Source organism: Ruegeria sp. N8, assembly GCF_056531325.1.
On the sequence record NZ_JBQFLQ010000002.1, the window covers coordinates 434,562 to 453,272 of the forward strand.

General features: G+C 60.5%; 19 protein-coding genes. 3 read left to right on the top strand and 16 right to left on the bottom strand.

Annotation, left to right across the window (positions count from 1 at the left end; translation table 11 throughout):
- Positions 1 to 53: 53 nt before the first annotated feature.
- The 7 genes from murB to ACR0C5_RS06235 all read right to left on the bottom strand — a co-directional run bounded on the left by murB (position 54) and on the right by ACR0C5_RS06235 (position 5,770).
- Entirely contained in the window at positions 54 to 980 is a 927-nt protein-coding gene (gene murB, locus ACR0C5_RS06205; RefSeq protein ID WP_480875316.1) for a UDP-N-acetylmuramate dehydrogenase, read from the bottom strand.
- A 45-nt stretch (positions 981 to 1,025) separates the two neighbouring features.
- Positions 1,026 to 1,280: a DUF2484 family protein gene (locus ACR0C5_RS06210; protein ID WP_170784125.1), complete on the bottom strand. Its 255-nt coding sequence runs from the start codon at positions 1,278 to 1,280 to the stop codon at positions 1,026 to 1,028.
- Positions 1,277 to 1,525, bottom strand: a complete 249-nt coding sequence (locus ACR0C5_RS06215) for a DUF2484 family protein (RefSeq protein WP_480875319.1) — start codon at positions 1,523 to 1,525, stop codon at positions 1,277 to 1,279. The genes ACR0C5_RS06210 and ACR0C5_RS06215 overlap by 4 nt, the downstream gene beginning before the upstream one ends.
- 72 nt (positions 1,526 to 1,597) lie before the next feature.
- Positions 1,598 to 3,007 carry a UDP-N-acetylmuramate--L-alanine ligase gene (gene murC / locus ACR0C5_RS06220; protein ID WP_480875321.1) on the bottom strand — a complete coding sequence of 470 codons (1,410 nt, stop codon included), beginning with the start codon at positions 3,005 to 3,007 and terminating at the stop codon, positions 1,598 to 1,600.
- Complete coding sequence (locus tag ACR0C5_RS06225; protein ID WP_480875324.1) at positions 3,004 to 4,095, bottom strand: UDP-N-acetylglucosamine--N-acetylmuramyl-(pentapeptide) pyrophosphoryl-undecaprenol N-acetylglucosamine transferase; 1,092 nt, start codon at positions 4,093 to 4,095, stop codon at positions 3,004 to 3,006. Before ACR0C5_RS06225 ends, murC begins: the two co-directional genes overlap by 4 nt.
- Entirely contained in the window at positions 4,095 to 5,258 is a 1,164-nt protein-coding gene (gene ftsW / locus ACR0C5_RS06230) for a putative lipid II flippase FtsW (protein WP_170788327.1), read from the bottom strand. Before ftsW ends, ACR0C5_RS06225 begins: the two co-directional genes overlap by 1 nt.
- Positions 5,259 to 5,413: 155 nt before the next feature.
- A complete protein-coding gene (locus tag ACR0C5_RS06235) occupies positions 5,414 to 5,770 on the bottom strand; it encodes a cupin domain-containing protein (protein WP_170769211.1) in 357 nt (118 codons plus the stop codon).
- A gap of 137 nt (positions 5,771 to 5,907) precedes the next feature.
- Between ACR0C5_RS06235 and ACR0C5_RS06240 the strand changes: the two genes are divergently transcribed.
- A complete protein-coding gene (locus tag ACR0C5_RS06240; protein WP_480875326.1) occupies positions 5,908 to 7,086 on the top strand; it encodes a BaiN/RdsA family NAD(P)/FAD-dependent oxidoreductase in 1,179 nt (392 codons plus the stop codon).
- 23 nt (positions 7,087 to 7,109) lie between these two features.
- On the opposite strand, the gene ACR0C5_RS06245 is transcribed toward ACR0C5_RS06240, so the two are convergent.
- The 9 genes from ACR0C5_RS06245 to mraZ all read right to left on the bottom strand — a co-directional run bounded on the left by ACR0C5_RS06245 (position 7,110) and on the right by mraZ (position 16,792).
- Positions 7,110 to 7,484, bottom strand: coding sequence for a glycine zipper family protein (locus tag ACR0C5_RS06245; protein WP_170769209.1), 375 nt, complete (start codon positions 7,482 to 7,484; stop codon positions 7,110 to 7,112).
- Between the two features lie 105 nt (positions 7,485 to 7,589).
- Positions 7,590 to 8,990: a UDP-N-acetylmuramoyl-L-alanine--D-glutamate ligase gene (gene murD, locus ACR0C5_RS06250; RefSeq protein WP_480875329.1), complete on the bottom strand. Its 1,401-nt coding sequence runs from the start codon at positions 8,988 to 8,990 to the stop codon at positions 7,590 to 7,592.
- 150 nt (positions 8,991 to 9,140) lie between these two features.
- Positions 9,141 to 10,223: a phospho-N-acetylmuramoyl-pentapeptide-transferase gene (gene mraY, locus ACR0C5_RS06255; RefSeq protein ID WP_170769207.1), complete on the bottom strand. Its 1,083-nt coding sequence runs from the start codon at positions 10,221 to 10,223 to the stop codon at positions 9,141 to 9,143.
- Between the two features lie 24 nt (positions 10,224 to 10,247).
- Positions 10,248 to 11,642, bottom strand: a complete 1,395-nt coding sequence (locus ACR0C5_RS06260; protein ID WP_480875332.1) for a UDP-N-acetylmuramoyl-tripeptide--D-alanyl-D-alanine ligase — start codon at positions 11,640 to 11,642, stop codon at positions 10,248 to 10,250.
- On the bottom strand, positions 11,639 to 13,120 hold the full coding sequence (locus tag ACR0C5_RS06265) for a UDP-N-acetylmuramoyl-L-alanyl-D-glutamate--2,6-diaminopimelate ligase (RefSeq protein ID WP_480875334.1): 1,482 nt from the start codon (positions 13,118 to 13,120) through the stop codon (positions 11,639 to 11,641). The genes ACR0C5_RS06260 and ACR0C5_RS06265 overlap by 4 nt, the downstream gene beginning before the upstream one ends.
- Before the next feature lie 22 nt (positions 13,121 to 13,142).
- Positions 13,143 to 14,930, bottom strand: a complete 1,788-nt coding sequence (locus ACR0C5_RS06270; protein WP_480875336.1) for a peptidoglycan D,D-transpeptidase FtsI family protein — start codon at positions 14,928 to 14,930, stop codon at positions 13,143 to 13,145.
- A complete protein-coding gene (gene ftsL, locus ACR0C5_RS06275) occupies positions 14,927 to 15,295 on the bottom strand; it encodes a cell division protein FtsL (RefSeq protein ID WP_170769203.1) in 369 nt (122 codons plus the stop codon). Before ftsL ends, ACR0C5_RS06270 begins: the two co-directional genes overlap by 4 nt.
- Positions 15,292 to 16,284 carry a 16S rRNA (cytosine(1402)-N(4))-methyltransferase RsmH gene (gene rsmH, locus ACR0C5_RS06280; protein WP_480875339.1) on the bottom strand — a complete coding sequence of 331 codons (993 nt, stop codon included), beginning with the start codon at positions 16,282 to 16,284 and terminating at the stop codon, positions 15,292 to 15,294. Before rsmH ends, ftsL begins: the two co-directional genes overlap by 4 nt.
- A 4-nt stretch (positions 16,285 to 16,288) precedes the next feature.
- Positions 16,289 to 16,792 (bottom strand): division/cell wall cluster transcriptional repressor MraZ, encoded by a 504-nt coding sequence (mraZ, locus tag ACR0C5_RS06285; RefSeq protein ID WP_170769201.1) that lies wholly within the window; start codon positions 16,790 to 16,792, stop codon positions 16,289 to 16,291.
- Between the two features lie 910 nt (positions 16,793 to 17,702).
- On the opposite strand from mraZ, the gene ACR0C5_RS06290 reads away from it, so the two are divergent.
- Both ACR0C5_RS06290 and ACR0C5_RS06295 read left to right on the top strand, forming a co-directional pair.
- Positions 17,703 to 17,930, top strand: coding sequence for a DUF1127 domain-containing protein (locus ACR0C5_RS06290; RefSeq protein ID WP_170769200.1), 228 nt, complete (start codon positions 17,703 to 17,705; stop codon positions 17,928 to 17,930).
- A gap of 487 nt (positions 17,931 to 18,417) precedes the next feature.
- The gene (locus tag ACR0C5_RS06295; protein ID WP_480875343.1) at positions 18,418 to 18,708 is read left to right on the top strand and encodes a DUF1330 domain-containing protein; all 291 of its coding nucleotides are present in this window, start codon (positions 18,418 to 18,420) and stop codon (positions 18,706 to 18,708) included.
- The last annotated feature ends 3 nt before the right edge of the window (positions 18,709 to 18,711 follow it).

Consider the following 18,711-nt stretch of genomic DNA (forward strand, 5'->3'; position numbering starts at 1 on the left):
ATGCCTTTGATCCGTCGCCTGAATTTGCCTGTTTTGGTCTGACGGCTGGGGCTTTATTCCTTCAACGGATCACCGACCCGCATGATTTCCCACTCTAGCGTGATGCCGCTTGTTTCGTAAACCTTTTTTCGCACCTCTTCGCCCAGACCTTCAAGGTCAGCGGCAGTGGCACCGCCAGTGTTGATCAGGAAATTGGAGTGCTTCTCGCTCATCTGCGCGCCACCCTTGGTGGCCCCGCGCATTCCGGCATCGTCAATCACTTTCCACGCCTTCAGATCATGCACGTCATCCGCCCTGCCCGTTGAGGAAAACCCGGCTGGGTTGCGAAAGGTCGAACCTGCGCTGCGGTCTTTGGTGGGTTGGGTCTCATCGCGTTTTTGCAATTGCGTCGCCATCCGGTCATGCAGCGCTTGTGGATCACCCGCGGGCCCCTCAAACGTGGCCGAAATCAGCACCGCCCCATCGGGCAAATCCGACTGGCGATAGCGGAAGTTCAGGTCCTGCGGCGTCAGGTCCACGACCTCGCCCTGGCGCGTGACAATGGTGGCTCTGCGCAGCACATCCGCCGTGTAGCTGCCATAGCAGCCCGCGTTCATCCGCACCGCCCCACCGACCGAGCCCGGAATGGTACGCAAAAACGTGAGGTCCACCCCCGCATCTGCCGCTTTGCGCGCCACATGCGCATCCAGCGCCGCGGCACCAGCTGTGACGGTGTTACCTGCGATCTCGATCCCGTTGAACCCGCGCCCTAGCCGGATCACCACGGCGCGCAAGCCGCCATCCCGGACGATCAAGTTTGACCCAACACCCATGGGGAACACGTCGAAATCTGCGGGCAGGTCGCGCAGAAACCCTTTCAGATCGTCGATATCCGCAGGTTGGAACAAATAATCTGCTGGACCGCCGACACGAAGCCATGTCAGGTCGTTCAGGCTTCGGTTCTGGGTCAGCTTGCCACGGGGTTCTGGAAGAGATGTCATTCGGGTTCCTTCGCGGATTTATGTCCTCCGCGCAAGCCGTATCTGTCACTGAGCCGAACCGAGCATCCGACGTATCCAGCGCCCCAGATAAATCACCGGCCAGCGCAGCACGGACATACCCATCGCCAGCACCAAAAGTCCGATCCACGGGCCGTTCTGCAAGGTGACATAGCCCAATATCGGAATCCCCACCGCGATCAGGACATAGGCGCGGGTCCAGTGGTTGTCTTTGCTGGGGATCATCGCCAGCACATTCGCAGCAATCCCCCACAACGCAGCCAGAGCGATTGACCAATTCATTCCTGAACCTCCTGCCCGGTCCAACGGTGCCAGTAGTGGCGGATCGGTCTACGGAACATGGATGCAAACCCCGCGAAGGCCAGCACTGAAACGAACCAGCCGAAATCATGGCCCAACCAGACGATCAGCGCAGGGGCACTGACGAACAGCACAACGCCGGGCGGAAACTGCAGGCGCATCGGCAGCATTGCCACGATGGTCGAGGCAATGACCCAAAGTCCCGCAAACACCACTGAATTTACCATGCGCCCCTCCGAGGACGTTGTTTCGCGGCTGCAAACGCTCAAATCAGTCGAGCGTCAAGTTGGTTCCCTGCGTCACACAGCTTGTTTACGTTGCAAACGGTCTGGCAAACCGTTGGCCCAGGCGCTGATTGTCCCGGCCCCGAGGCAAACGACCATGTCACCGGGGCGGGCTTGTTCGCGGACCAAACGTTCCAGATCATTTTCATCCAGCAGCGCACGGGCGTGACGATGACCGTGGCGGATCAGGCCCTGCACCAGATCATCGCGGGATGCGCCCTCGATCGGGTCTTCACCCGCAGCGAAAATATCAGCGATTGCGACCACGTCGGCGTCGTTGAAACAGGTGCAGAAATCCTCGAACAGGTTCGACAGGCGCGAATAGCGGTGCGGTTGGTGAACGGCGATCACACGCCCATCACTGGCTTGGCGTGCGGCTTTCAGCACGGCGGCAATCTCAACCGGGTGGTGGCCGTAGTCGTCGATGATGGTAACGCCATCAACCTCTCCGACCTTGGTAAAGCGGCGGTTTACGCCGCCGAAATTGGCCAGAGCCTCGCGGATTTCAGCGATTTTCATGCCCAGATGGCGGGCCACAGCCACAGCGGACAAAGCGTTCGAGACATTGTGATCGCCGGGCATAGGCAGTGTGCAGCCCTCGATCACCGTGTCTTCGTATTGAAGTTGGATATCAAAATGCGCGACACCGCCCTTGTAAGTCAGGTTCACGGCCCGCACATCGGCCTGCGCGTTGAACCCATAGGTGCGCACCCGGCGGTCGCTGATGCGGCCCACCAGCGTCTGCACCTCGGTATGGTCGGTGCAGCACACGGCCAGACCGTAGAAGGGCAGGTTCGAGACAAACTCGTAAAACCCGTCCCGCAGCCGGTCGAAATCACCCCAATGCTCCATATGCTCGGGGTCGATATTGGTGACGATGGCTATCGTCGCAGGCAGGCGGTTGAACGAGCCGTCGGATTCGTCGGCCTCGACCACCATCCATTCGCCCTGCCCCATTCGCGCGTTGGACCCATAGGCATGGATGATGCCACCATTGATCACGGTGGGATCGAAATCACCGGCCACCATAAGCTCAGCCATCATGGTGGTCGTGGTAGTCTTGCCGTGGGTTCCGGCGATGGCGATGTTGGATTTCAGGCGCATCAACTCGGCCAGCATATCGGCGCGGCGCACCACCGGCAGGCCCTGCGCGCGGGCGCCGTCCAATTCAGGGTTACCCGGCTTGATCGCGGTGGAGACCACAACGACGGCTGCGTTTTCAAGGTTTTCGGCGCGCTGGCCCACGAAAATCTCGGCCCCCAAACCGGCCAGACGGTCGGTGATCTTGGAAGCTTTCAGGTCCGAGCCTTGCACCCGGTAGCCCAGATTCAGCAGCACCTCGGCAATGCCCGACATCCCAATTCCGCCGATGCCAACGAAGTGGATCGGCCCTACGTCTTGCGGCAGTTTGGTGGCTGGATTCATGGGGTCTCCTTCTGCGCCAGCTCTTCAACAAGGTGAACCAGACGCTCGGTCGCGTCCGGGGCTCCGGTGGATAGGGCGGCACGGGCCATCTTTTGCGCGGCCTCGGGGTTTGTCAGAACGGCGGTGATTTGCTCGGTCAGCGCGGCAACGTCAAGCAGGTTTTCGGGGATCATGATCGCGCCACCCGCCTGCACCAGCCCGCGCGCATTGGCGGTTTGATGGTCGCCCGCAGCGGCGGCAAAGGGGACAAGGATCGAGGGTCTCCCGATGACCGAGATATCGGCCACACTGGACGCGCCCGAGCGGCTGATCACCAGCTGCGCATCCGACATCCGCCGGGGGACATCATCGAAAAAGGGCAGAACCTCGGCCCGGATGCCATGGTCGGCGTAAAACGCGATGACGCGTTCGCCGTCTTCGTCGCGGGCCTGATGCGCCACGCGGATATAGGCACGCAGGTCTTCCGGCAGCGCCGCAAGCGCGCCGGGCACCACATCACTGAGGATACGCGCACCCTGGCTGCCACCCATCACCAGAACTGACATCGGGTAGTCTCCGGGCGGGATATAGCCTGCCGCGGCACGTTCCAGCACCGCGCCGCGCACCGGGTTGCCGGTATGGACGCCCTTTGCGCCGTCGGGCAAATCCGTGGGCCAGACCCCGCAGGCCACCTGCGCCACGCGCTTGGCAAACAGCTGGTTCACCCGACCCAACACGCCGTTCTGCTCATGGATCATGCGCGGAATGTTCAGCAGCGTCGCGGCCCCCAGCGCCGGGATCGAAGGATAGCCACCGAAGCCAACCACCACGTCCGGGCGGTCGCGCATCATTTGCATCGCCATGCTGGTCACGCCGCCCGCGATCTTTGGCCCGACCAGCGCCTTGGCCGCCAGCCCGCCACGCGCGAAAGTGGCCGAAGTCGCCTCAACAATCTCGGTCGAATGCGGAAAGCCGCCGGTATAGCGCGCACCGCGCGCATCAGTGGACAGGCGCACGCGCCAGCCTTTCTGCAGCATCGCCTCGGCCAGCGCCTGCGCGGGGAACATGTGCCCCCCGGTGCCGCCTGCCGCGATCAGAAGATAAGGCATCAGCCGCGACCGCGTAGAATGTCACCCAGCTCACCCTGCGGGCGGGTTCGGGTGAAGGCCAGCAACATGCCCACGGCGATGCCGCCCGCAATCAGGGACGAGCCGCCATAGCTAACGAACGGCAGCGTCATGCCCTTGGCGGGCAACAAGCGCACCGCCACGCCCATGTTGATCATCGCCTGAACGCCGAACATGCAGGCCAGACCGGTGCCTGCCAGACGGATGAACATGTCACGCTCGCGCATCAACCGCAGCAGCGAGCGCACGACGATCAGCGAATAAAGCGCGATGATGATCAGCACCAGGATCAGCCCATACTCCTCGGCCGCGACAGCGATGATGAAATCGGTATGCGCATCGGGCAAGGACCACTTCACCTGCCCCTCCCCCACGCCAACGCCGAACAGACCGCCTTCGCGGATCGCGTTGGTGGCATAGCCAAGCTGCGTGGTCGGATCGACCTCTTGGTTCAGGAAACCGTCAATGCGGCGGGCAAAGTGTTCGGAATTCGAATAGGCGAACATCCCGCCCAACACTACGGCCCCCGCCATGCCGACCAGCAACAGCATCGGCGCACCGGCGACGAAATACATCACGCCCCAGCCAAACAGGATAAGGCAGGCCTGCCCGAAATCCGGTTGCAGCACCAGCATAGCCACAATCGCCATACAGAGCGCAAAGGACCACAATCGCCCCGGAGGGCCGTTAATCTCTTGCGAAGCCGCAAGCAGCCACGCGGCGACAACGATGAAGCCGGGCTTCAGAAACTCAGAAGGTTGCAACGAGGCAAATCCCAGCGAATACCAGCGCACCGCGCCCTTGCCGAAATCGGTCCCGAAGACCGGCAGGAAAGCCAGCGCCACAAACGCGCCCAGAAAACCCAGTACCGCCAAACGTCGCACCAGTGTGGGCGACATCATTGAGGTCAGCAGCATCGCCACCAGCGCCAACCCGCCAAAGAGCGCCTGCCGTTCGACATAGTGGAACGGATCGAACCCGTTGCGCCCAGCCAGCGGCGGCGATGAAGCCAGCCCCAGCAACAAGCCAATGACAAACAGGATCAAAACGCAGGACATGGTCCAGCGATCAATCGTGCGCCACCACTTTGGTAGAATCGGTTCGCCGCGCGTGTCCTGGACCGCGCCATACACCATCTCAGTCATGAGATACCGCCACTCTCTGCCTCGTTCACGCCCCGTTTTCGGGGTCTGATTGAGACTCTACAGCGGTTTTGCCGTTTGGGCTAGGGAAATAAGGGAAAGATAGGAAAATCTCCGCTTAGCGCGGAGACGCCAGCAGATCGGCAAAACGACCAGTGTCACAGCCTTGGCTTGGGTGCCGCGGGCTGGTCGGAATCGCCCGAATTCGGCTCTCCCTTCGGTTCGATCAGCAGCACCTTGACCTCGCGCTCTGCACGCGGACGGTGCACGACACCTGTGGGAACCACAAAGATCTCTCCGGCCCGCACGGTTTGCGAGGGCTGGCCCTCGATATCCATGATCATCTCACCCTCGAGCACCAGAAAGAAATCATCGGTGGTGTCATGTTTGTGGAACGGAAACTCGCCCTGGAATTTCACCACCATGACATCATTCTGGTTGTAGTCGGCGACGACGTGCGGGTCCCAATGTGTTGAGAATTGCGCCAGCTTTTCGTGCAGGTTGATCGGGTTCATTTCGGTTCCATCCGGAGTGCGATGACAGGGAAATATCCCATATCATTCGAGAACTCGCAGGCGATTTGCAAGCCTGCACGGATCAACACAGCGTATGGGGCCTTGTCTTTCGCCCTGATCCACGCCATCCCCCGCGCATGAGCTATGACACGATCATCCTGGGTGCCGGTGCTGCTGGCATGATGTGCGCGGCCAATTGTGGCGGGCGGGTTCTGGTGATCGACCATGCCAAAGCGCCGGGTGAGAAGATCCGCATCTCGGGCGGTGGGCGATGCAATTTCACCAATATGCATGCGGGGCCGGGCAATTTCCTGTCGCAGAACCCTCATTTCTGCAAATCCGCGCTGGCACGGTACACGCAGTGGGATTTCGTTGATCTGGTTGGTCGCCATGGCATCGCATCGCACGAGAAAACGCTGGGGCAGTTGTTTTGCGACGGCTCGTCGAAGCAGATCATCCAGATGTTGCTGGATGAGATGGCGCGCGCCGGGGCCGAGCTGTGGGTGCAAACTAGTCTTCGCGATCTGCGCAAGACCGAAGCTGGGTTCGCGTTGGAGGTCGAGCGGGAAGGCCAGCGTCACGACCTGACCTGCCGCAATCTGGTGCTGGCTACCGGTGGCAAGTCCATCCCCAAGATGGGCGCGACCGGGCTGGCCTATGACATCGCGCGACAGTTCGGCCTGCGGGTCACGGATACCCGCGCGGCGCTGGTGCCCTTTACCTTCTCGGATGGCCGGTTCAAAGAGCTGTCAGGCGTGTCCGTACCTGCGCGCCTGTCGAACGCGCGCACCAGCTTTGATGAGGCGTTGTTGTTCACCCATCGTGGCCTCAGCGGACCGTCAGTGCTGCAACTGTCGTCCTATTGGCGTGAAGGCGAGGCGATCTGCGTCAACCTGATCCCGGGCTTGCCCCTGTTCGACCTGCTACGCGATCAGCGTCAGGTCGGAGGGCGCAAGGCCCTGACCACCGAACTGGCACGCCACCTGCCCGCGCGATTGGTGGAGTACCTGAAACACCACCTTTCGATGAATGGAAATCTGGCCGATCAATCCGACGTCGCCCTGACCGATCTATCAGCGGCTCTGTCCGACTGGCAATTGACCCCCTCAGGCACCGAAGGCTATCGCACCGCCGAGGTCACTTTGGGCGGGATCGACACAGATGATCTGTCGTCCAAAACGATGGAGGCCAGGGATGTCCCCGGCCTCTATGCGATTGGTGAAGCAGTGGATGTCACTGGGTGGCTGGGCGGCTACAACTTCCAGTGGGCGTGGTCCTCGGGCCATGCTGCCGGAACCGCCATTGCGGCGCGTTAGCCAACACATCCAATGGCGCGGCCCTAGCCGACGACGTTGTACCCGCGTCCACGCATGCAGTTGCGCACGATGACTTCCTGGTTCTGAGTATTGCTGATCGCACTGGCCCCTGCACCGACAATGGCTCCAGCAACTGCCGCGCGGCCAAGATCACTGGCGCTGTCGTCGATGATAGCCTTGGTGCCAGCGACACCCGCCGCACCGATCGCCGCAGCCCCTGCCGTGTTACCATCCACTACCGGCTGAGACCGGGCCAACGCCTGACATTGGGCCAGATCCGCGTTGTAGTTCGGACCCACAGGCCCATCGACCACGGGCTGGTAATTGGCCCCCACATTGGTGCAGGCCCCCGCAACAAGCAGAGCGGGCAGGATCAAAGAGACTTTACGGTAGGACATAATCTTAACCTCACATTGAATTTAGTGGCACGCAAAACCAAAAATGCTGGTGCGTCAAGCAGATGGCACCGCAGCTTGGCGCAACCGGCGGTCTATTGCAAATCCTTAGTCCGCCAGCCGCTTCTGCACCTCTGCCGTGAAGTCGTCGCCTCGTTGTTCAAAATTGTCATATTGGTCGAAGCTGGCCGCCGCCGGGGCCAGCAAGACCGTCTCACCCGGTTGGGCATCGGCGAAGGCCTGCGCCACGGCTGCGCCCATGGTGGTGCAAACTTGCGCCTCGGCCTCAAGCTGCATGGCAAAACCAGCAGCCTCACGCCCGATGACGTAGGCTTTGACAACATGGGCTTTCGCGCCGTTCAGGGCATCGAGCCCGCCCTCCTTCTCAAGCCCGCCGCAAATCCAGCGAATCTTCTTGAACGCGCGCAACGCCTTGAGCGCACTGTCCACATTGGTGGCTTTCGAGTCGTTCACATAGGTCACACCATTCGCTTCGGCGATGATCTGACTACGATGCGGCAAGCCCGGATAGCTGTGTAGCGCATCTTCGATCACGCGCGGGGCCAGCCCCAACGCGCGGCACGCTGCATAGGCGGCACAGGCGTTTTGATGGTTATGGGCACCCGGCAGACCCTTGATCTCACGCAGGTCAATGGCGCCGGTTTGGCGGCCTTTGCGGTATTCCGAAAGAAACCCCTTGCGCGCAAAAACCTGCCACCCCGGCCCCGTCAGCTTGCGCGTGACCGAAATCCGCATGACCCGGTCATCCGCGGGCCCCTCGGCCAGTTGGCCTGCCAGAAACGCACCTTCTTTCTCATCCACTCCGATCACCGCGCGGTCGGGCCCGCCTTCGGCGAACAGGCGGCGCTTGGCCGCGAAATAGCCGCCCATCCCGCCATGCCGATCAAGATGATCGGGCGACAGGTTGGTAAAAACCGCCACATCCGGCGTCAGCGCACGCGCCAGTTCGGTCTGATAGCTCGACAGTTCCAGCACGACGACCGAGCCATCGCCCCCCGGCTCGATATCCAGCACACCGCGCCCGATATTGCCCGCCAGTTGCGTTTCTCGCCCGGCCGCAGTCAGAATATGATGGATCAGCGCGGCGGTCGTTGATTTACCGTTCGACCCGGTGACCGCTATGACCCGCAGAGGGATGTCGTAATTGTTCCACTCCGGCCCGGCGAAAGACCGAAAAAACAGGCCGATATCATTGTCCACCGGCACTCCGGCCTCCAATGCCGCCGCAACAACCGGGTTCGGCTCAGGGTAGAGGTGCGGAATGCCGGGGGAAACGATCAGGCTCACGATATCGTCAAACGCACCTTGCCGCCGCAGATCAGCGCAAGTGAACCCCTCGGCTTCGGCCTTTTCACGGGCTTCTGGGTTGTCATCCCAACAGATCGGTTCAGCCTTCCCGGCCCGCAGGGCCCGCGCGGTCGCCAACCCGGATCGCCCCAGCCCCAGAACTGCAATTTTCTGTCCTGAACACCCTTTGACCGGGATCATGCCGCCCACCTTCTTCTGCCGCCAAATGCGCCGCCACACTGCGCAGAAGAAACCAGCATTGGCAAGAGACGCAAAAGGCTCGCGCGTCAGCGCGAGCGGGGCCCAACTGGTGGCAGGCGGGCCGCAGGCCCTCCGAACCAGGCGGGAGCGTTACCGGACCTTCAGCGTCGCCAACCCGATCATCGCCAGGATCAGCGAGATGATCCAGAACCGGATCACAATCGTCGGCTCAGCCCAGCCTTTTTTCTCATAGTGATGATGGATCGGCGCCATCAGGAACACCCGTCGCCCGGTCCGTTTGAAATACAGCACCTGAATGATAACACTCAGCGCCTCGACCACAAACAGGCCGCCAACAACAGCCAGCACCAGTTCGTGCTTCGTGGCCACCGCTATCGCCCCCAAAGCACCGCCCAAGGCCAACGACCCCGTGTCGCCCATGAACACCGCCGCCGGGGGTGCATTGTACCACAGGAACCCAAGTCCCGCGCCGAAGAGCGCCGAGGTAAAGATGAAAATCTCACCAGTCCCCGGCACATAATGCACGTCCAGATATTCGGTAAAGTCGACCCGCCCAACCGCATAGGCAATCACACCCAAAGTCGAGGCCGCGATCATCGCAGGCATAATCGCCAAACCGTCCAGCCCGTCGGTCAGGTTCACCGCATTCGCAGCCCCCACGATCACAACAATCGCAAACGGGATATAGAAAATACCCAGATTGACCAGCGTATCCTTGAACACCGGCACTGCCAGCTGGTTCTGCAACGCCTCGGGGTGGTGCAGCGTCGCCCAGCCCGAAGCCAAAACCGCAATCAGTATACCCAAAGCCAGTCGCATCTTGCCCGACACGCCCTTGGTGTTCTGCTTGGAGACCTTGGCATAGTCATCCGCAAAGCCAATCGCCGCATAGCCCAGTGTCACGAACAAAACCATCCACACATAGGGGTTGTCCCACCGCGCCCAGACCAGCGTCGACGTGACCAGAGCACCCACGATCAGCAAGCCCCCCATCGTTGGCGTTCCCGCCTTGGAAAAATGCCCCTCGGGACCATCGTCACGGATCGGCTGACCCTTGCCCTGCTTGCGACGCAGCACATTGATCAGCGGTTTGCCGAAGATAAACCCAAAGATCAGCGCTGTCATAAAGGCACCACCCGCACGGAAGGTGATATAGCGAAAGAGGTTAAAGAAATCCCCGCCATCCGATAGGCCGGTCAACCAATAGAGCATCCTAGTACCTTTCTGATGCGGCGATCATGGCTCAAGCGCGCCCAATTGCCCCATTTCCCGCAGCCCGTCAATAATCCGTGCCAATGCCATACTCAGCGAGCCCTTGGCCAGAACCACATCCCCCGACCGGATCAGGTCAGGCAACTTGGTGGCCATCTCGGCGCTTGTTTCCGTCCAAAGCCCGCGCTTGTCGTTGGGCAGCGCGTCGTGCAACGATTTCATCAGCGGACCAATGCAATGCACTTGATCGACCTTGGCCATCGCCGCAACATCTGCCATAGTCGCGTGCATTGGCAATTCCTGCGCACCCAGCTCTTTCATGTCACCCAGAAACGCGATGCGGCGGGAACCTTCGGCGGCTGCCAAAACGTCCAACGCCGCTGCCATCGAGGTCGGGTTGGCGTTGTAGCTGTCGTCCAGCAGCTCAATCTGACCACCACCAGCCAACGCGATTTGCTCGCGCACGCCACGGCCTTTGACTGGGGACCAGCGGCGCAGACCGGCAATCGCCTTGTCCAGATCGACCCCCATCTCGACGCAGGCCGCCAGAGCACCCAGGGCATTCATCGCAAAATGCGTGCCCGCCGATTGCACGTCGAAACGGACGGCGTCACCGCCCACCTGAGCCGTCGCGTGAACGGAGTCTGCGCTCTGCTCAACATCCTTCAGAGTGTAGTCTGCCGCCGCGCGCCCAAATTCCACAATGCCGGCACCACAGCTTTGTGCTGTCTCACGCAAGATACCCGCATGTTCAATATCAGCATTCACGATGGCTGCCCCACCGGGTTCCAGCCCTTCAAAGATCGCAGCTTTTTCATGGGCGATACCGGCCACCGAGTCGAACGCTTCAAGATGCACGGCCGCCACGGTCGTCACCAGCGCCACATGTGGGCGGGCCTGTAGGGCCAGAGGCGCAATCTCTCCGGGATGGTTCATGCCGATCTCAATCACTGCAAATTCGGTGTCGCGCGGCATCCGCGCCAAGGTCAGCGGCACGCCCCAATGGTTGTTGTAGCTGGCGACGCTGGCGTGGGTTTTGCCCTGCGTTTCCAAAACATTGGCCAGCATTTCCTTGGTCGAAGTCTTGCCCACACTGCCCGTCACACCCACCACGCGCGCATCGGTGCGTGCGCGGCCTGCCCGGCCCAACGCCTCCAACCCGGCCTGTACATCGTCGACGATCAGCAACGGCGCATCCTCGGCCACGCCATCGGGGATGCGGGACACCAAAGCCGCCCCTGCCCCCTTTTCCAACGCCTGAGCCACGAAGTCATGCCCGTCCCGTGCCGCCTTTAGCGCCACGAACAGGTCGCCGGGTTGCAAGGTTCGGGTGTCAATCGACACGCCGTTCACGGACCAGTCACAAGTGACGCGCCCGCCGGTGGCCTCAGCGGCCTCAGCCGCAGTCCAGAGCGTCATGCCACCCTCCCGTCCAGCGCGGCCACGCTGATACTGGCCTGTTCCACATCGTCAAAGGGCAGAACCTGATCGCCGACAATCTGACCGGTCTCATGCCCCTTGCCTGCAATCAACAAAGCATCCCCCGGTTGCAGCGCGTCTATGCCGCGCAGAATGGCCTCGGCCCGGTCGCCTACCTCAGTCGCCTCAGGCGCGCCCAACAAAACGGCGGCGCGGATGGTGGCCGGATCCTCGCTGCGCGGGTTGTCATCGGTGACAAAAACCACGTCGGCATGGTTTGCGGCGGCCTGCCCCATCAAAGGCCGCTTGGTCGCATCGCGGTCGCCGCCGGCGCCAACAATGGCAATCAGCCGCCCCATCACATGTGGGCGCAACGCCTTGAGCGCAGTGGCCACAGCGTCAGGCGTATGGGCATAGTCGACGAACACCGCCGCTCCATTGTGGCGCGTCGCTGCAAGTTGCATCCGGCCCCGCACGGTTGTTAGATGCGGCAAAGTTTCAAAAACGCGCTCAGGGTCCTCGCCGCCCGCGATCACCAGACCACAGGCCAGCAGGATATTTTCAGCCTGGAACCCTCCGATCAGGTTCAAGCGAGTTTGGAACACTTTGCCTTGCCATGAGAACCGCAAATCCTGCCCGGTCGCGTCAAAACGCTGGTTCATCAGGCACAGATCCGCATCGCCCAGCCCGACGGTCAGAACCTCCTGCCCGCGCGCCTTGGCGATCTTGCGGACTTCGGCCCCTTTGGGGTCGCTCATATTGATCACGACGGTGCCGTCCTGCGGCAGCACCCGGTCGAAGAGACCAGCCTTGGCGGCGAAATACGCCTCGAACGTTTCGTGGTAATCCAGATGGTCCTGCGTGAAGTTCGAGAACCCCGCAGCCGCCAGATGGACCCCGTCCAGACGACGCTGTTCCAACCCGTGCGAGGACGCCTCCATTGCAGCGTGGGTCACGCCGTTTGCGGCCGCCTCAGCCAGACAGCGGTGCAGGGTGATCGGCTCGGGCGTAGTGTGGGCTAGCGGGGCAGTCCATGCGCCTTCGACCCCAGTGGTGCCAAGGTTGACGGCGGCGTGGCCCAACTCCATCCAGATTTGGCGCACGAATGTGGCGACCGAGGTTTTCCCATTGGTTCCAGTTACGGCCACAATGGTCTGCGGCTGCGCGCCAAACCATAGCGCGGCACATCCAGCCAGCGCCTGACGCGGGTCTTCGGCCACGATCAAAGCCGCATCCGATGCGGCCAGTTCTGCGGCTGCGATCTGCGCCCCCTCGGCGTCAGTCAGAATGGCTGCCGCGCCCATGCGCATGGCGTATTGGATAAACTCACCGCCATGCACGCGGGTGCCAGGCAAAGCCGCAAACAGGAACCCCTCCTGCACCTCGCGGCTATCCACAGCCAGTCCGGTGATGTCAGGGTTTGCCCCTCCGCGCGCGGTCAGGGCCAGTTGGCTGAGTTTTTTTGTTCTTGTGCCCATGCCCTACCCTTTGCCGGACGGTCTAATTTGAGGTGAGCGTTATAGCAGCGCGTGCCTCAGGCTCAAGCCGGGGACGCAGGCCCAGCAAGGGGGCAACACGTCCGATCAGCTCCGCAGCAACCGGAACGGCTGTCCACCCTGCCGTGCGGCGCTTTTCGCCGTAAGCCACGATTGAAGGTTCATCCAGCGTGACGATCAGCACGTATTTCGGATCATACGCCGGAAAGATCGTCGCAAAGGTCGAGATCACCTTGTCATCGTAATAGCCGCCGCGCGGTTTCGGCTTATCGGCAGTGCCAGTCTTGCCCGCCACGTCATAGCCCGCCACATCGCCAAAGCTGGCGGTGCCATCCGTGACCACCTTGCGCAACATCTGCTGCGCCTGACGCGCAGCGTTGTCGGACATGACACGCGGCCCGTACTGAGGCCCGTTTTTGCGCAGGATTGTCGGGCTGACATAGTGCCCACCATTGGCGATCGCCGCATAGCCCGCCGCCAGATGCATCGGGCTGGTCGACAAACCATGACCATAGGAAATGGTCACAGTGCTGAGTTCGCCCCATTTTTTGGGTTTCAGCGGCTCGCCACCCTTGGCCTCGACAATCTCGAACGGGGTGGGCTCGAACATGCCCAGCGCCTTGAGGAACTGCTGCTGCCGCTGCGCACCGATCTGCAAAGCCAGACGCCCCGTGCCCCGGTTCGAGCTGTGGACGATCACGTCCGCCACGCTGATCTCACCGTAGTTCTTGCCATTGAACTCACCAATCGGGAACCGCCCGATCCGCATCGGACCCGACGTGTCGACGATCGTGTTGGAATTCACCAGGCCAAGCTGCACCGCCTGAGCCGCCGTGAAAATCTTGAAGACCGAGCCCAACTCGTACACGCCCTGAACATAACGGTTGAACAGCGGACTGTCCGAAGGATCGAACCCCGAGGTCGGCGGGCGCGGTCGGTCATTGGGATCAAAAGACGGTAGCGATGCGGCTGAGACGACCTCACCCGTATGGGCATTCATCAGAACAGCGGACGCGCCCTTGGCGTTCATGATCTTCATGCCGCCATACAGCACCTGCTCGACCGCCGCCTGTACCGTCAGGTCCAGCGACAGTTGCAGCGGCTTGTTGCCATTGGCAGGGTTGCGCAGATAGTCGTCAAACTGCTTTTCGACACCAGCCACGCCGATCACCTCGGCGGCGCTGACGCCTTCGCGCCCAAAGCCCGAGCCACCCAGAATATGTGCGGCCAACTTACCGTTTGGATAAAGCCGCATCTCACGCGGGCCGAACAGGATACCGGGATCGCCGATGTCATGCACGGCCTGTTTCTGCTCGGGCGAGATTCGTTTTTTGATCCACAGGAATTTACGGTCGCCTGTGAAGTCCTTGATCAGGCGTTCTTTTTCCAGATCAGGAAAAATCGCCACTAACTGGTCCGCAGCCGCCACCGGGTCAATCATCAAAGGCGGCTGGGCATAGACAGAATAGGTGTCCAGATTGGTCGCCAGAATGCGCCCTTCACGGTCAACGATATTGGCGCGCTGCATAGCAATTGCAGCACCGGGGGCACTGGCCAGCGGTTCCTGCGCCTCGGAGGTGGCGAGCATCCCCATGCGAAAACCAACGACCGAAAATGCGCAGAAAAAGAACAGACCCAGCACCAAAAGGCGCCCTTCGGCCCGCGCACGGGCGCGGTCTTTCATGTCTTCGTGACGCTGGCGGATATTCTCGCGCTCGATGGCTTTGGGGTTCTCACCCTTGGCGCGGGCGTCGAGAATACGGGCCAGAGGACGGAGGGGCGTACGTGTCATGGAATCTGCACCTCGCCCAGTGCCTGAATATTGGTGATCGCTTCCAACTCAAAAGGATCAACACCCGGCAAGTCCGGGTCTTCGGCGTAAGAAACCTGGTCGGCGCGCCCAAACTGCTCGGCACGCAAGGGCAACAGGCCCAAGCGCTCAAAGTTCAAGTCAGCCAGCTCACGCAGCCGGTCAGGGCGGTTGAGATAGGCCCATTCGGCGTTCAACACCGCCAGACGCACCTGCGCCATACCGATTTCACGCTGTAATTTCTGAGTTTCTTTCACAACCTGCTGGGTGCGGTAATTTTCCTGATACGCCCACAAGGCCAGCCCAAAGACCGAAAGTGCGGTCAATACATACAATATGCTTTTCATTTTGCCTTTCCCCCAAGTTGCGGCATCCCAATGGCGCGGGCCTCAATTTCCCCCGCCGGAGCCTCAGTCCGTACCGCCACGCGCAGCTTGGCCGAGCGCGCGCGCGGATTTTCTTGCAATTCCTGCTCGTCCGGCCCCACCGCCTTACGCGTCTTCAACGTGAATTGCGGCAGCTCCTGTTCCATCTCGGGCGCATAGCGGTTGGCGCGCCCGGTTTTGCCTGCCCGCGACTGAAAGAACCGTTTGACCATGCGATCTTCGATGGAATGGAACGTCACCACGGCCAGTTGCCCGCCGGGCTTTAACGCCCGCTCGGCAGCCATGAGGCCTTGAAACAGTTCCTCGTATTCTGCATTCACCGCGATCCGCAGCCCCTGAAAGCTGCGCGTCGCCGGGTGCGACTGCCCCGGTTTGGGGCGCGGCAGGCAGGATTCGATGATCTCGGCCAAACTAAGGGTCGTCGTGATCGCCTCCTCCGTACGCGCCTTGACAATGGCCTTGGCAATGCGGCGGCTGGCGCGTTCTTCGCCATAATGGAACAGAATATCGGCCAGTTGCGCTTCGGTTGCGGTATTGACCAGATCTGCGGCGCTTTCGCCCTCCTGGCTCATCCGCATGTCCAGAGGGCCGTCCTTCATGAAGGAAAAGCCCCGCTCGGCCATATCCAACTGCATGGAAGACACGCCCAAATCCAGCACGACGCCATCCAGATCCTGCGCATATTCGTCCATGCGCGAGAATACACCGGCCTGCATCACCAGCCGGTCACCATAGTCGCCCGCCCATTCGGCTGCCATCTCAAAGGCCAGCGGATCACGATCAACGCCGATGACCTTGTCAGCCCCGGCGTCCAGCAGACCGCGCGTATAGCCACCCGCACCGAACGTCCCATCCAGCCAGATGCCCGAAACAGGAGCCACAGCCGCCAGCAATGGGCGCAACAGAACAGGGATATGAGGCTTCTCGGACGAGGGAGTAGCGCCGGCCATGCCGTTACGCGTCCCCGGCGCCGTCTAGGAATTCCAGCGGATCGAAATCGTCCGGCTGATCATCCAACCACTCTTCGGCGGCGGCGAGTTCCTCGGATTCGTATGTTTCCGGCTTCCAGATTTGGAATGTATCGCCCGCGGCGATAAAGAAGGCCTCGCCCTCGAGACCGATTTTGCTGCGCAGCTTGGCCGGCAGCACCAGACGTCCGGTTTCATCCACGGTTGTTGGAAAGGACTGCCCGTGGAACATGCGCTGCAACATCTTCCGCTGCATCGACCCGCGCGGCAAAGCGTCGATCTTGGCATCGACCTCGTCGATCGCCTGCATTGTATAGCATTCCAGAAATTTGCGGCGATGGTCGCCGTAGACGATCACCAGTTCAGGTGTGTCACCGGGCTGCCAGTTCGGATCAGAGGATTCAAGCACGCGGCGAAACGAGGCCGGGATCGAGACCCTGCCTTTCGTATCCACCTTGTGGTGGCTTTCACCTCTAAACCTGCGCGCCAAGACGACTGTCCCTTTCGCTTGCGCCCCACTTGAACTTCGCGTTCCCCCCGGATGAAAAACGGCGGGTTGATCTGCTGCCACTGATCAACCCGCCGCATTGGCCCGCTGAGCGGGAAGTCCAGCTGCGCGCGCCACCTGGGGGGATGTCTGCTCGCCCGCGCGCCGGATCTCTTAAATGATGAAAGCGAGATGCCTGTATGAAACCTGTATTTTATTGGTTCGGGGTCGTTTGGTGCCCCATGTGCCTCGTCCTCATCGGATGAATAAGGGATGCCATGGGAATTTATGGAAAGCAATGAAAAATTTCCCTGCAATATTGGTGATTCTAAAGTCAAACCTCAAAATTGGAGATCAAATATAAGATGTCACCACAATATATCGTTATAGCAACCCATGACATGCCTATATATACACATTCTGGAGCATTTCCCTGAATTCCCATTAATTCCCAAAAAACTTTCCCATCAAGCAGGAATTCAAGAAAATCGGCATTTAGGCAACAGATTTTCGGGACGAATCGATGGCGATGAATCGCAGGCTTTCCATAAGATCCGTTGGGCAAACAACGCTTCGCCCATGAATTCCCATGCCCTTCTGGGGCAATAGTTCAGCAGCGCGACTACAAAAGCATCGCTAAACGGATGCACAAATTTCGGAAACTCCGCACAAAGATTTCGCAGAAAACCCGCATCAAGGATCAAGCTGACATTTCTTCCGAAAAGTGTAAAAGCTGAAAACCTTTATTTTTAAGGCACTTTCTTCCCTAAAACGCCAACCAGTTGATATCCATGCATTTGCTGCATAGCGGCATTGACGACGCGAACCATTGTGCAATCGCAGCATTTGCCTATTTTCAATCTCAAGCAAACGCCGGAACGCCCGGCAACACGGAAACACACAGGTTTTACTCATGGCCGCAGCAACACATCAAACCGCGCTCAAAAGCTCACCGGCAACCGGCATGGCTTCATTGATCGACGCGGCAAAGATCCGGTTCGCGCGCTATCGCGTCTACCGTCGGACAGTGAATGAACTGTCCGAATTGTCGAACCGAGAGCTGGCTGATTTGGGCCTGCACCGCTCGATGATCCGACGCCTTGCGCTGCAAGCGGCCGAAGAGCAATTCGCGCGCACTTAAGCGCAACCATATACCGAGATCAGGTCCTTCCTCCTCCCTTTAGGACCTGTATTTCAGCGGCGGCATCTCTCCTCCTCCCTGATGTCGCCGCAGATTATACCGGCCCTGAACGCCGGAACGCGATACACCGGGTTCTCCTCCTCCCTTTCCCGGTGTTGAAAGCGCGCGGCGACGTCTCTCCTCCTCCCTGACGTCGCCGCGTCTTACAGATACCGGGATCAGACCCGGACGAAGATACATCAGGGCTCTCCTCCTCCCTGCCCTGATGTTGAAAGCGCGCGGCGACACCTCTCCTCCTCCCTGGTGTCGCCGCGACTTAGACATACCGGGATCAGACCCGGGTTCAGATACATCAGGGCTCTCCTCCTCCCTGCCCTGATGTTGCAAAGAACGGCGGTTCCCCTCCTCCTCCCTGGGAACCGCCGTTTTTCTTTTTTCGGCCCATTTTGTATGGTGTTGGAGTGTTGGCTTAGTTCAGGAGCATTCCATGGCCGCGTATTTCATCGCTCAGATTTCGATCCACGACCCGGACGGGTATCAGAAATATCTGGAGGGCTTCATGCCCATCTTTGACCGCCACGGAGGGCGCCTGCTGACGGTCTCGTCAAAACCGGTCGAAGTGATTGAGGGGGCATGGGAAAAAGATGGGATCGTTCTGATGGAGTTTCCCAGCCTCGAAGCCGCAAAGGCATGGAAAGACGACCCCGACTATATCGAGCTGGCCAAAATCAGGCAGAATACAGCCTCAGCCAATTTAGTTCTGGTTGACGGATTGTGACCG